Below are 12,702 nucleotides of genomic sequence, written 5' to 3'. Positions count from 1 at the left end.
TTAAAGCTAAGCTATATTTATGCTTCTGCAACTGCAGCTGCATTTTCCATTTCTTTATCAGGATTATCAGGATTCAATCTGTTATCCATTTGAATGAATGGGATGTAAATTGCTGTTGTAATTGCAACGATAACTGCTTGTACGATCAATCCATTGATTGAACCTGTGTATAGTAATCCAGATAGTAATGTTGGTACTGTCCATGGAACATTATTAACGATAGGTCCGATGAATCCTATTTTTGTAAAGAATAGTCCGATATAGAATGCCAATGGTTGAGCAACTAGCCATGGAAGGAAGTACAAAGGATTCAAGATAATAGGTAAACCGAATGTAACTGGTTCTGAAATATTAAAGATAGCAGGCATTAAAGCAATTTTTGAAACTTTCTTTGCAGCAAGTCTCTTTGAAAATAGCATCAATGCTAGAACTGGTGATACTGAACATGATCCAGCAGCAACAGTTGAAAAGTTCATGAACAATGTTGAATAAACGTGATGTGCTTGTCCTAACATGTTTTGTGTATCATTGATATTCCATGTTAATCCAAAGATTGGTCCCCAAATTGATGTTGGGTGAATACCGAACCATTGAAGTAGACTCCATGTTATTTGTGATACAAAGGCGAATAATCCTGTACCAGAAATAGCAAGAGCTGGCTTTTGCAAAGCTGTTAGTAATAGTTCTGGCATTGTTTCACCAGTTAATGTTGTACTGATACCAGTAAGAATAATGAAGACACCCATTGTAATAACACCGGGAATCAATGACTCAAAACTACGAGCAACTGCGGGTGGAACTGAGTCTGGCATCTTAATAGTAAAATTCTTTTCCAAAACTTTATTGTAGATCCAAACAGAGAATCCAGAAATTAGTAATGCGGCGAAAACACCTTTAGTTCCGAAGAATGTAGTATCCATATAATTAAGAACATTGATAGCTTTCTTAGAACCATCTGGTATATATTGGAATTTCCAAGGCATACAGATGAAGAATGCACCTAAAGCGTATAGAACTGAAGTCATATGCTCCTTACTCTTTGGAAAATACTTACGTGAAAATGTGTGTGAAAAAATAACTACAAGTAGAATAGCAAAAGTATTTAGAGAACCATTAGAAACCAATCCAATTAAGTTCCCAGTCGTTGTTAAACCATTGAATAATCCCGATGCGGCCCAAGCTTTCCAAGAACCACTGATCATTTTACCAAGTCCCAATCCTTGTTGACCGAAAATAAGTCCGTTAGTAGGATCGATAAAAACGTTTTGAATCATGATAGCAAATCCAGCAATCATTGAGGTTGCGGCAACTATGATGAAGGAATCACGTAATGTTAAAAGTAATTTGTTCGCAGCGATTTTACCAGCAGTCTTGGTAAATTCAGCCTGGAACTTTTGCCAACCTTTTCCCTTAGCCATATTAATCTATTCCCTTCTCTTTCAAGACATCTACTAAGACTTGACCATCCATGCTACCAAATTGTTGCATTGTCAAAAGAATAACCTTTGTATCGGGATGACCCTCTTTGGTTTGGTCAAAGGCCCAGCCAATTTGTGGTGCTAATAAAATGACATCAACGTCATCCCCAACTTCATCAACCATACCGAAGTCATAAGCATCAACTTTTACATCCTTTCCCTCTGCGTCATATACCTTTTGCATTTTGGCACCGATTAGACTTGTTGAAAATCCACCGCTACAAAAAATAGCAATTTTTAACTGTTTCATAATTGAAACCCCCTTCTTCTTGTTAACGGTTACATTATAAGTTCAATTTCATTTCTAAGTCAATACAAAATAATAAATTGTTATAACAAATTATTCAATACAATAAAAAAGAACAATGAATTATCATTAAATGATAATTCATTGTTCTAAATTGACTCATGTATTGAATATTGTGACGCCCTCATATATGTATAAGAGTATTCAAAAATCTGTCCGTTACTTAAAAATGATCGCTGTTCCATTGTTATCAATGGTTCTGGCTTATCTAAGCCCAACTTCTTAGTTACTTGATCATCAGAAATTTCACTTGATATAGTTCTGATTGCGGAATCAATTTTCAGATCTAATTCCTTATCCACAAAGTCGTAAATCGAACCTTTCAAAGAATCCATCTGCATACCCTGAATAATTTTCACCGGCATGAACGTCCGTTGTAACGCTATAACAGTGTTCTTATCCTTGATTAAGCGCTCTATTCCATAAGTGAAATCAAACTTATTAATATTCAACTGATCCATAATACTTTCACTTGGCTTATCAACACCAAACTCTAATAAATCAACTTGATACTTATTGAAATCAAATATTTCCAAAGATCTCTTACCATGACTGAAGCCCGTATTTGCTTGATTGTCTTTGACAAAAGTTCCTGATCCCTGGATCCTATATATCAATCCTTCCTCTACCAAGATGTCCAATGCTTTTCTAACGGTGATTCTACTGACATTAAGAGAACTAGCAATTACTGTTTCTTGTGGCAATTGCTCATTGATTTGATATTGCTTTTCCAGGATTTGTTGTCGTAAATGATTTGCTACCACCACATATTTGGGTGTTTCCTTCATAAAATTCCCTCCGACATCATTCCTTGGCATCTAAAATTTGTTATAACTAATTATTAAGGTGTCTTCGCATATTATAACGCACTTATTAAAAACTTCTACATCATTTCCTATTATCAATATTAAACCATTTTAAAACCGATATATACCCAAAAAACAAGGATAAAACAAAAAAAGAACCCTCTAAATTAATAGAAAGTTCCCTTTTCTGCAATTGTTCATTGCATTTAATTTTTAAATTATGATAAAACTTCAACTGAAGCTGTAGTTACACCATATGAAGGGATTGAAGAACTAGGCATAGCAACATCTAATTGTTGTGAATTAGTATTGGCAAATGTACCTGTATCATTAACAGTTCTGTAGAGTACAGTTCCGTCTGATAAAGTGATCTTCAATTGTGTACCCTTAGGGAATACTGAAAGGTTAGCGGCGACACCACTGTAACCCATGTTTGAACCTAGAACGGCTGGATCATAGAAAGAAATCTTGAATGTTCCTTGTGAAGTACCAGTTGTACTTGTTGATTGTGTTGTAGCTTGTGAAGTTGTATCAGTTGTTGTTTGAGCATCTGTAGTAGCTGTTGAGGCTGTATCTGTTGAGGCTGTACCTGTTGAGGCTGTACCTGTTGAGGCTGCAGTTGTATTTGTTGTATCAGTAGATGTATCAGTTGTTGTATTTGAAGTACCAGGTAGTGTAACGGTTTCTCCTGGGTAGATTAAGTCAAATCCGCCAACTTCACGTCCATTAGCTTGTTCCAATGCAGAAATACTGATTCCATTAGCCTCAGCGATACTCTTGTAAGAATCCCCTTTTTCAACCGTAACTGTGTTGCCATTAGTTACAGCAGCTTGAGCTGTATTTGTTGAAGCTAGAATTCCTGTCAATGCCATGGCACTTACTAAAGCGATAGATAAAACTTTTTTCATAAATTAATTACATCCTTAATGTTTAAAATTTAATTTCTCTCAATTGCTATGGTGCTATACTAACAGCTCAATATTACATGACGACCACTTAGAAGTTACATTTTCGCCGTTTTATGTAATCTTAGTAATATTTTTGAAATAATGGCATTTAAGGTACTTCAGACTTTTATTGTCATGAAGGTATGTTCATGCTATAGTATATATATGAAGAAAAAGAATAAAAAAAGATTGTCCGCAAAACTACTAATAATGTTAGTCGCTTTGGAACTTATCGCATTTAGTCTAAATATGTTCTTCGAGCCGCACAGCATAGCAGCCGGTGGAGCTACCGGAATCGCTATCTTGTTGCAAGCAGGGTGGAAAATCCCAACATTCATCTCGGTTCTTGTCATAAATATTGTGATGTTAGTACTGGCTTACTTACATTTAGATCGTCAAACAACGGTCAAATTAGCACTTGGGAGTTTCATGCTTCCACTGTTGTTATATATAACACCGGTTTACAACCTAATCCCTGACAGTAGAATTATTTCTATAATAGTTGGAAGTATTATTTTTGGAATTGGTTTAGCAATTTTATATACCTTAAATATGTCGAGTGGTGGGACAACGGTTCCCCCAATGATCATCCATAAAAACTTTGGAGTCGACAAATATATCAGTCTATTCATTATTGATGCAATTGTCTGTTTAGGAAATATTGCATTAACTGATATCTTCTCATTTCTTCTGGCAGTTATGTCAGTTGGAATTTCAAGTCTTTCGATTAAAGGCTTCGGTATCATTCATGCCAGAAGATTGGCACGCTAAAAGGCGCACATATCAAAGTATCGAAATTCGAACATTTTGACATATGCACCTTTTTTATTTTTCTTTATTTAAGATTTTGCTGTTGCGTATAGATTATTTTATTATTAGAAATCTCAATTTTGATTAGAGCATCAGCTGTTGAATCAGCTTCAAGTAGGTCTGAATTGTAAGTTAACGTTTTAACTCCATTTGTATCAGAGTAATCATCGGGATCCCCTAATGTATTAATGACCTTGTTGTAACTATCACCACTCTGTAGCTTGTCAAAGTCTTGAAGTGTTAAGAGCTTCTTTCTATCTATAGTTAAGCCCTGAATTGATTTAGATACTGCTCGATTCTTTTCAAAAGTGATTTGAATCAACACATTTTGATTTCCGTCAGCTCCATTCCAAATGAGTGTTGCAATGGGATTTTTAGCATCTAGCTGCTGAACAGAACTTGGTTGATCTAATAATTTAACAACTGCATCTTTACTGAAACCCTTTTTACCGGTTTTAATGGAATTATACTTCGCTACTAATGAAGGATTCTCTTCCATTTTCTTTTTTTCAGTTAAACTTTTACTTTGACTAGTTGTCGCCTTATCGGCTTGACCCTTGTAAAACGAGAAATTAGCAACGTATGTTGTGGCTGACACTACAATAAAGATAGAAAATATTGTAATCCAAAACCAGTTTCTTCTATAGAAAGGCTTACTGTTATTTTCATCCATAATTTTCATACCTCCATTCACACCTAGTATTTTAACAAGATTCATGCCAAGTAGCACCTTTAAAGCATTACTTTTTTTATAAAAATAAGCTCATATTGTTTGCTATATAATGGAAAATTAGCTATTATATTAAGGTGAACATTCATGGGGGTGTTCTGGATTCGACATGTGTAGTAGCGTGCAAGCTGCACTTAGGGTTTCGTGTCCCTCTAAAAACACACAGTTTATTATAACTGCAAAAAATAATAATTCATACGCATTAGCTGCCTAAAAACAGTCTAAGCGTGATCCAGCCTAGCTTTGCTCAAGGGTTAGAATTGGGTCTCAAATTAATTGGGCTACGTTTGACTGTGCATTCTGAATAGTTAAAAAGAGATTGTCGGAATAGCTACTATGGCTAGCCTGGTTGTATGGCGTACATAGTGGCGAAACATTAAATGATACAACTATGAGTGTAGATGCTTGCATAGCATTATGCTTGGACAGGGGTTCAATTCCCCTCACCTCCATTATATAAATTCTAGCCAATTGTATTAAGGCATAAAAGCCTTGGTATGACTGGTTTTTTTATTTTCATGAATCAATTACAGCTTAGTCAAAAGCAGTTTTACTTAGTCAAAACTTAATCAATTTAAAAATAAATAATATTACTGGTCGGGCGGTTGTCATCACATTCTCATGTGGTGGCTTTTTTACTTTGAAGAATTTCATACTAACATCATTAGATTACTTATTACAGTAATTTACATCAATGTTAAAACCCAATATCTCTTCAAGGGCTTAGTATTCAATATTAACAGTAATCCAGCATAAAAATATACATACTAAAAAGACGGTGTTTATTAGTCATTTTATGCATAACTCTGATTAAATAACCAACAATGACATTTTTATTAAAAATTGTATAAGTATCTTTCATTAATCATATTGTTATTGGATAATAAAACGTGATAGTAAGTTACAAAGACGGTGGCTAACTTCAAGAAAATTTGAGGTGATGCCTATGATTAATAATGTGTTACCTTTCGAAAGGATAACCATGAGTGTTTTTGAAGCTCTCTCGTTGATGATCTCCTTTGCAACGTTAGTAGTTATAATGCTCAAATTTAATCAAAAAAAATAACCGTCTAAACTTTTGGCATAGTTTACGGTCATTTATTATTAAAATAAGTTTATAAACAATAGCCACCGTCTTAAACCGGCTATCGAATTACTGAGGGATGCTACAACATCCCTCTTTTTTATTGCACGAAAGTAACTATTAGTTACCTTTGAGCTATAGCTCAATTATAATCAAAACCTCTATTTGTTGCAATAGGGTGTCATCCAAATACGACACGGAATATAAAATCACCTCAATGGTTAACCTAAAAGATTATAAGGTGTCATTAATTTCAACGAATTTAACATCACTAATATCACGCACTAAACCAATATCTAAACCAGGTAAAATCATATTGCCTTTATCATTCAAGATATCCATATTCGTTTTAATTCTCCATTCATGCTGTTTAGCATAACTAGGATCTTTTTGAAGACCGTTTCTTTTACCCTTATTATTCTTTAAATATTCTGCATCTCCATACGTAATACTATATCCTTTACCGTTTTTCTTATTCTTTGTAGCAAAATCATTAATTGCTTTTATTAATTCATCTTCCGGAAATAATAGCAGACGTCTGTTATTAGATATCTCACTAATATCAATTATGAAACTTGATTTCACTTGTCCATTTTCCACATCTTTATAAGGATCAATAACAGTAAAACACGAAATTCCATACATTCTATCTTCATCAGGGTAGCTAGTTCTCCAAGTCGCTTTTCTATAGGGTAACAACTTTGCTCCCGTAAGATTATTGGAACCCAAAGACGGTTCATCCTTACTTGATATCCTATAAAGTATTATATGATCCTTCGGTTCGTCAATCTCAAACCCGGCGTTCTCATTTTTATCACTTTTTCCTTTGTCTTTAGTTCCCTCTTCTAATTTCTTAAAATATTCATATGATGAAAAATGAATATTGCCATTCATAGTTGATAATATAAATTTATCGTCAACAAATTTAACCAATAATCTATGATTTAGTATTCTCAATAATGTGTCCCCTTAATATGGTTCTAGATTCGTACAATCTAAATACAATTAAAAATGAATATCAATACTATATAACGAATAATTCTGCCATTTTGAATTCTATAACTATTGATGTTACTGGCTTTCTTAAAAACCATTTTTCATTCAAAATAGCACTCAATCAAATTCACGATTAAGTGCTTCTAAATTACTTCAATAGATTTTATTTCAAATAGGAATACTTCAAACTCACTATCTTTTGGCATGTGTAGTGTGTCTTTAAGAGCTATCACAGTAATAGCTTCACCACCGTAGGTTTCCATCATCATCGGGCTCATTATCCTCTGCTGAGGTATAATTGATGACTTTTGCATAAATGGTTTCATCGTCAAAAACAATCTTTACTTTTTTATCAAGATATTTAATTAAATCCATTTATTTCCCCTCTCTAACTGGAACAATATGAGTTCTCTTTTTTGAATGATGTATTTTAATTCCCGAAACTTTATTGCCTGTACTTCCTTCTATACCAATGGACTTATCAAGATAAACCACTTCAGCATTCGTTCTTCTACCATTTCTATCTTGTAAAACTTTTCCCGTTCCAGAATATTCATCTAATAATTTTTGAACATCAACATTATCATCAAAATAACTTTTACCATTAATCCTAGTTGAAGCCATATGTGCAGCTTGCTTCTCTGGATTGATTACATTACCAAAAGTTCCATCTTTAATTTGGCTCTTAACGAAATAATGATCTTCAAGTTACTTCCACTCTTCAGAATCATTATATTTTAACTCTTGAAATTGTGATAGCGAAACAGGTACGGATTCATTGCCTAAAACATCTAAATATTTTTTAAATTGAGCTGAATCAACTTTTCGATTGTTACTTTTAAAATCACCCAGTCTGTACTCAACAATACAACGACAGTGTTCATGTCTTCGATAAACATCTGTAGGTGTTCACTTAAAGTCGGTTAAACTCTAACAACACTTATAAGACTTTCCAATAAACAGTACATGCAATCCTGAGTTTCAAGACTTTTTTAAATTAAATGCCCTACTTGATATAAATTTTGTGTATTCGATATTATATTTTCCTGTTTCCATGTTTTAATATTTAACCATCTAGTTTTAGAAACTTAACTCGCTATTACCCTTCACTAAAGTAAATCAAAATAACTATTAGGAATTCCTTTATAAGCAAAATTTTTAACTTTAAATCTATGCTTAATCATTTTAAACCAATTCATTTTTATTAGTCTTCCAGACATATCAATAATATATGGTCTTACGTACATTTTTTTATTCCATCTATCATTAAATTCTTTTAAACCAAAATATGCGTTAGCTTTACGAGAATATATTTCTCTAGCCTTAGAAGTTTCCCCGCTGTTTTCATCAAAGAATTTAAAATCTCTATAAATCGGCTTTCCAAAAGGGTTCGACATGAATTCTATCCCAACCTGTTGGATTCCAATATCAAATTCATTTGCGCTAGTAACACCATACTCTATTTTCTTATAGTCGTTCTGGCTTAAAACTCTATCACTTTGATTAACAAGTTTACAAAAGAAAGAATACTTAGTTCTTGATTTTGCCCTCGAATAATATAGCGATATTAAAACGCCTGCTGAGGTTGCTATCGTACTTATTATTTGAACCCAAAGTTTTACCATTTCCAACATTACGAATACTTCCTTTTTTCTAACTGGAATTGATTAAGGTTTCAAGGTACCTAGTGGAACCCATCTACTAGATAAAATCCAACTCAATATCGTTAATTAATTGAGCCATTGACTTACCACAAAAAAACTTATCATTCATTAGATCATCAATATTGTAGTAATATTTATTACCCTCTACATACCAAGCGCCATAAACTGTCTTACCATTTTTGTAATCAGGCTCCATACCGCAAGGATTACCATTTAATGTGAAAGTAAAACCTGAACCATCATCCAAAATCTTTGCTTTAAGTTGTTCTATATTCATGGTGGTCACCTCTCATAACATTCATGACTTAAATGAAATCTAATTCAATATCATTATTATTAAGTAATTCCTCAATTGATTTTCCTGAATAAAATTTATCAGTCATCAAATCATCAATATCTGCATAATCTTTGTTCTTATCGCCTGACCAAGCGCCAAAAGTAAATACTCCCTTTTCCACTATCGGTTCCATACCGCAGAGTTTCTCACCATACCTAAAAGTATAACCAGACCCTTCATCTATGATTTTCTCTTTTAACTCATCAATTGTCATTTATTCCACCTTAGTTTTTCCAGTATTTTTGTAATTTTTATACCAAATCAATAATAGTCTACGCTATATCAGACCGCCCCATTAAATTCATGAGAAAAAACGTACAGTGACGGCGTGAACTCCGGCTGTGAGTCCGTAGGGGTCTCATTCCCCCTTTGAATTTCTCTTTCAATAATATTTCACTGATTAAGTTTAAAACGGTGCTACTGCCTGTATTTAGACCAATTAATGCTTTATTTTTATAAACTCTACCCGGATTATTAATAGTTCTAATAAAAAATGCGCAACTTCATGACTTGCATGAGGTTGCGCATTTCGTGTTTTTCACCCATTGGGTGTGCCTTCGTGATATTGTTATAGTCTACGAAAACGAAACAATCGGAGGCTCAACACAATGTCTACTTTACTATCTACTAAACTTCAAAGCAATTCAAATATTTCAATTTCTGCTGATGGTGGTCTTTTGACCAACGATGCAGGCATTTCCCTCATATTTGAATTCTTTCATAAAATCAAGTTAGATTGTCTTATTGCTTCTACTATGAATATCATTGATCCTCGAAAATTCTGTCGTGCGTCTTTTAATGAGATATTAACGCAAAAAAGTCCTTCAGAACATTGCAGGTTATTTGAATGATAGTGTAGCTAATGATTGGTGTAGAGACCCCCTGTTTTGATGAAGATTATTGGACGTGAGAAACTTGTTTCTCAACCGTCCATCTCTCGGTTCTTTTCCATAATCACAAGCGATAACCTTGATGAGTTTCGTCAATTACTTTGGGACATTGCTCAACTTTTCTTTGAAAAAAGTAATCAACGTCAATTCGTTGTTGACCTTGATTCGACCCACTCCGATACATTTGGCCGTCAAGAATCTTCCGCCTTTAATGCACACTACATGGCTTATGGTTATCATCCACAGGTGGTTCTTCGACCGCCATTCTGGTATGCTACTGGACGCATTAGTTCGTCCAGGAAATGAGTACACCGGTAAGGATGCCGATAAATTTATTATTCACACGCTGGATCATATCCAATCATTTGCTCCTGGAGCCGACATCGTCATTCGTGGCGACTCCGGCTTCGCCGCACCCGCATTTTACGATGTGTGCTCTAAGCGAGATATCTACTTTATCGTTCGTCTTAAATCTAACGCAACCTTAAACGACAGAGCCAATGATTTATTTGCAGATACTAAATTGAATATTTATGATGACGTTTCTATTTCCAAAGAATTAAACTATCGAGCAAAGACATGGAGTACACCATATCGTGTGGTTGTGAATGCAAAACATAAGGCAGGAGAATTAGCCTTCTGGACATATACTTTTGTAGTCACAAACATGGATAGCTTATCCTCAGATTTATTGTTTCCTGTATATCATGATCGCGGTAATGTTGAAAATGATATAAAAGAACTTAAGAATGGTTTTGGCTTTGACAAAACCAATAGTTCTACTTTTATAGCCAATGCTGTTCGAGCTCTTATAGGCGGTATCGCCTATAATTTAATGCAGCTTTTTAAGTGTCTTCTGGTGCCTAAAGGCACCAGAATAACGGCAAAAAGCCTACGTTTCAAACTATTCCACATTGCCGGTCGCGTGACTAATCATGCTCACCTCGTGCAGATTCATCTTGCTTCAAACTATCATTACAAAAACTGGTTCTTTCGATTGCTCCACAATATTCAAAAATTAATTTTATAACTTTTATAGCCAAATAAATTTGTCAGTCGAGTGATTAAAAATCAGTCGATTTTATTTGCGTACTCAAAATCAAACGACAAATAATAAAAGACACCAAAAGCCATTTAATTATCAAACAAAAAATCATTTTCCCATGTGAACACAGAAAAATGATTTTATGAATAATTCGTGAGGGATTACTGTGACTTAAATGTATTAGAATTTTGCAGGCGTGACTAGTCACGCGCCCGGCAATATGGAAAAGGTAAAAACGTATCGTATTAACAGTTTTTGTCCGCATACTCTTTGGAAGTACCATATTTTTAAATAACAATGTTATCGTATAACTCAAAATGGCTAACCACATACGAACTTGATTAGCTTGAAAATTATGACTGTTGGTATTATCAAATCCAAATCCACGTTTGGCTTCTTTAATAAAATTTTCAGCAACACCTCTGTTGTTATACATATGAAATAATTTAGAAACTGACAGCTCGGTTAGGGTCGTAACCAAAAATTCATAACGACAAAATAACTCACCATTATGACGAGTTGCCTTTAAAACTACCCTTGGTCTTATATCATCGGACCATGATGATGCTCGATAGTTAAGATTAAAATAATGTGATTTGAAATCATCCAAAGCAATGTTTTGGGCATATTTGTCAGCTAATACATCAAGCCTGGCGTTAGCCTTAAGCTTGATGAGAAGATTAACTTTTTGAGATAAACATAATTGATAAAGTTCCGGTGTCGCAAATCCACTGTCTCCTCGAATTAATACATTCATGTCACAAGTAAATCTTTTATAAAAATCGATAATTGGTCTTAAAAAATCAACTACACCCGTTGAAGTATAAACATTTCCGGGCCTAAGTTGTGCCCCCAAGAACATTCCAGATAGACCATCAAAAGCAACCAATGGATGGAAACCAACAGATGAATAGTGAGCATTGTAGGACGACTCATTTTGATCACCGTAGGTGTCACAATGAGTTGAGTCGACATCAATCAATTGTTCAGTCTGATTTTTTTGCATAATTAATTTTTGATTTAGATCCATGTTTAACTCATTAAAACTATCAATGGCTCTAGAATCCAAGCAATTAATAAATCTAGAGATTGTAGGTTGAGATGCCAAGTTATTTGGCCCTAGGCAAAGTTTAAAGACTGGATCTTCCTTTAATGAATTTGCCATAGAATCATTCGGATATCCGGCAATCTTTTGAAGTACTATTTGTGTCAATAATATTGGACGATGATATCTCGGGTGGCTCCGCCACTCAACATCAGAAAAGTCATCTTTAATCATCTGTTCAAGATTGATTCGGATTAAATGGTCTTTCAATAAAAGTAATCCAGCGTCATTAGTAAGTTCTGTGCCATCATCGCAAAAAGAAATATTGTGATTGAAATCTAGTGTATAGTCTAGTATATTGTTCATTAGGAACTCCTGCTCTGCTTATTGTTTTGTTTCGCAACTTCACAATAACATTGTGGGGTTCTTTTTTTATTATTTTTTTGATAAATTATTTTTTCCATTCACATTTTATTACACCTGATGGGTGTAATAAAAAAAGCCAGAATATCTTGTGACCGCAGAGATGGTCAAGATATTCTAGCTTTCAAATGAATATTCCG

Annotated in this window: 17 protein-coding genes and 1 other RNA gene; 6 read left to right on the top strand and 12 right to left on the bottom strand. The window is 34.1% G+C overall.

Going from position 1 to position 12,702, the window contains the following annotated elements; translation table 11 throughout:
- Nucleotides 1-17: 17 nt before the first annotated feature.
- The 4 genes from FFM71_RS02740 to FFM71_RS02725 all read right to left on the bottom strand — a co-directional run bounded on the left by FFM71_RS02740 (nt 18) and on the right by FFM71_RS02725 (nt 3,499).
- Entirely contained in the window at nt 18-1,418 is a 1,401-nt protein-coding gene (locus FFM71_RS02740; RefSeq protein ID WP_137610662.1) for a PTS sugar transporter subunit IIC, read from the bottom strand.
- A gap of 1 nt (nt 1,419) precedes the next feature.
- Nucleotides 1,420-1,728: a PTS sugar transporter subunit IIB gene (locus tag FFM71_RS02735; RefSeq protein ID WP_137610661.1), complete on the bottom strand. Its 309-nt coding sequence runs from the start codon at nt 1,726-1,728 to the stop codon at nt 1,420-1,422.
- Nucleotides 1,729-1,874: 146 nt separating this feature from the next.
- Nucleotides 1,875-2,573: a GntR family transcriptional regulator gene (locus FFM71_RS02730; protein WP_171000450.1), complete on the bottom strand. Its 699-nt coding sequence runs from the start codon at nt 2,571-2,573 to the stop codon at nt 1,875-1,877.
- 236 nt (nt 2,574-2,809) lie between these two features.
- Nucleotides 2,810-3,499 carry a LysM peptidoglycan-binding domain-containing protein gene (locus tag FFM71_RS02725; RefSeq protein WP_137610659.1) on the bottom strand — a complete coding sequence of 230 codons (690 nt, stop codon included), beginning with the start codon at nt 3,497-3,499 and terminating at the stop codon, nt 2,810-2,812.
- 204 nt (nt 3,500-3,703) lie between these two features.
- Between FFM71_RS02725 and FFM71_RS02720 the strand changes: the two genes are divergently transcribed.
- Entirely contained in the window at nt 3,704-4,309 is a 606-nt protein-coding gene (locus tag FFM71_RS02720; RefSeq protein ID WP_171000449.1) for a YitT family protein, read from the top strand.
- A 64-nt stretch (nt 4,310-4,373) separates the two neighbouring features.
- Here FFM71_RS02720 and FFM71_RS02715 read toward each other — a convergent pair whose 3' ends face one another.
- On the bottom strand, nt 4,374-5,021 hold the full coding sequence (locus FFM71_RS02715) for a DUF3862 domain-containing protein (protein WP_171000448.1): 648 nt from the start codon (nt 5,019-5,021) through the stop codon (nt 4,374-4,376).
- A gap of 146 nt (nt 5,022-5,167) precedes the next feature.
- Between FFM71_RS02715 and ssrA the strand changes: the two genes are divergently transcribed.
- Both ssrA and FFM71_RS13880 read left to right on the top strand, forming a co-directional pair.
- Nucleotides 5,168-5,533: a transfer-messenger RNA gene (gene ssrA, locus FFM71_RS02710) on the top strand.
- A 485-nt stretch (nt 5,534-6,018) separates the two neighbouring features.
- Complete coding sequence (locus FFM71_RS13880) at nt 6,019-6,144, top strand: putative holin-like toxin (RefSeq protein WP_373278784.1); 126 nt, start codon at nt 6,019-6,021, stop codon at nt 6,142-6,144.
- Nucleotides 6,145-6,396: 252 nt separating this feature from the next.
- On the opposite strand, the gene FFM71_RS02705 is transcribed toward FFM71_RS13880, so the two are convergent.
- From FFM71_RS02705 to FFM71_RS02685, 6 genes are all read right to left on the bottom strand, one after another.
- Entirely contained in the window at nt 6,397-7,119 is a 723-nt protein-coding gene (locus FFM71_RS02705) for a hypothetical protein (protein WP_137610656.1), read from the bottom strand.
- A 282-nt stretch (nt 7,120-7,401) separates the two neighbouring features.
- Nucleotides 7,402-7,533, bottom strand: coding sequence for a hypothetical protein (locus tag FFM71_RS13765; RefSeq protein ID WP_263390683.1), 132 nt, complete (start codon nt 7,531-7,533; stop codon nt 7,402-7,404).
- On the bottom strand, nt 7,534-7,809 hold the full coding sequence (locus FFM71_RS02700) for a polymorphic toxin type 50 domain-containing protein (RefSeq protein WP_223876464.1): 276 nt from the start codon (nt 7,807-7,809) through the stop codon (nt 7,534-7,536).
- Nucleotides 7,810-8,267: 458 nt separating this feature from the next.
- The gene (locus tag FFM71_RS02695; RefSeq protein ID WP_137610654.1) at nt 8,268-8,792 is read right to left on the bottom strand and encodes a hypothetical protein; all 525 of its coding nucleotides are present in this window, start codon (nt 8,790-8,792) and stop codon (nt 8,268-8,270) included.
- Nucleotides 8,793-8,859: 67 nt separating this feature from the next.
- Nucleotides 8,860-9,099, bottom strand: coding sequence for a hypothetical protein (locus FFM71_RS02690; protein WP_137610653.1), 240 nt, complete (start codon nt 9,097-9,099; stop codon nt 8,860-8,862).
- Between the two features lie 28 nt (nt 9,100-9,127).
- Entirely contained in the window at nt 9,128-9,373 is a 246-nt protein-coding gene (locus FFM71_RS02685) for a hypothetical protein (RefSeq protein ID WP_137610652.1), read from the bottom strand.
- 394 nt (nt 9,374-9,767) lie between these two features.
- Between FFM71_RS02685 and FFM71_RS02680 the strand changes: the two genes are divergently transcribed.
- Genes FFM71_RS02680 through FFM71_RS02670 form a run of 3 tightly spaced genes read left to right on the top strand, consistent with a single transcriptional unit; the run spans nt 9,768 to nt 11,079 of the window.
- Complete coding sequence (locus FFM71_RS02680) at nt 9,768-10,010, top strand: transposase (RefSeq protein ID WP_137610651.1); 243 nt, start codon at nt 9,768-9,770, stop codon at nt 10,008-10,010.
- A 39-nt stretch (nt 10,011-10,049) separates the two neighbouring features.
- Nucleotides 10,050-10,355, top strand: coding sequence for a transposase (locus tag FFM71_RS13760; protein ID WP_263390686.1), 306 nt, complete (start codon nt 10,050-10,052; stop codon nt 10,353-10,355).
- Entirely contained in the window at nt 10,321-11,079 is a 759-nt protein-coding gene (locus tag FFM71_RS02670; protein ID WP_171000447.1) for an IS1380 family transposase, read from the top strand. The genes FFM71_RS13760 and FFM71_RS02670 overlap by 35 nt, the downstream gene beginning before the upstream one ends.
- 34 nt (nt 11,080-11,113) lie before the next feature.
- On the opposite strand, the gene FFM71_RS02665 is transcribed toward FFM71_RS02670, so the two are convergent.
- Nucleotides 11,114-12,505 carry an IS1380 family transposase gene (locus tag FFM71_RS02665; protein WP_137610648.1) on the bottom strand — a complete coding sequence of 464 codons (1,392 nt, stop codon included), beginning with the start codon at nt 12,503-12,505 and terminating at the stop codon, nt 11,114-11,116.
- Nucleotides 12,506-12,702 lie beyond the last annotated feature (197 nt).

The sequence above is a fragment of the Companilactobacillus huachuanensis genome (assembly GCF_005404815.1).
GTDB lineage: Bacteria > Bacillota > Bacilli > Lactobacillales > Lactobacillaceae > Companilactobacillus > Companilactobacillus huachuanensis.
The sequence above is the reverse complement of the archived record's forward strand: the minus strand, read 5'-3'. Positions and strand labels throughout refer to the sequence as shown.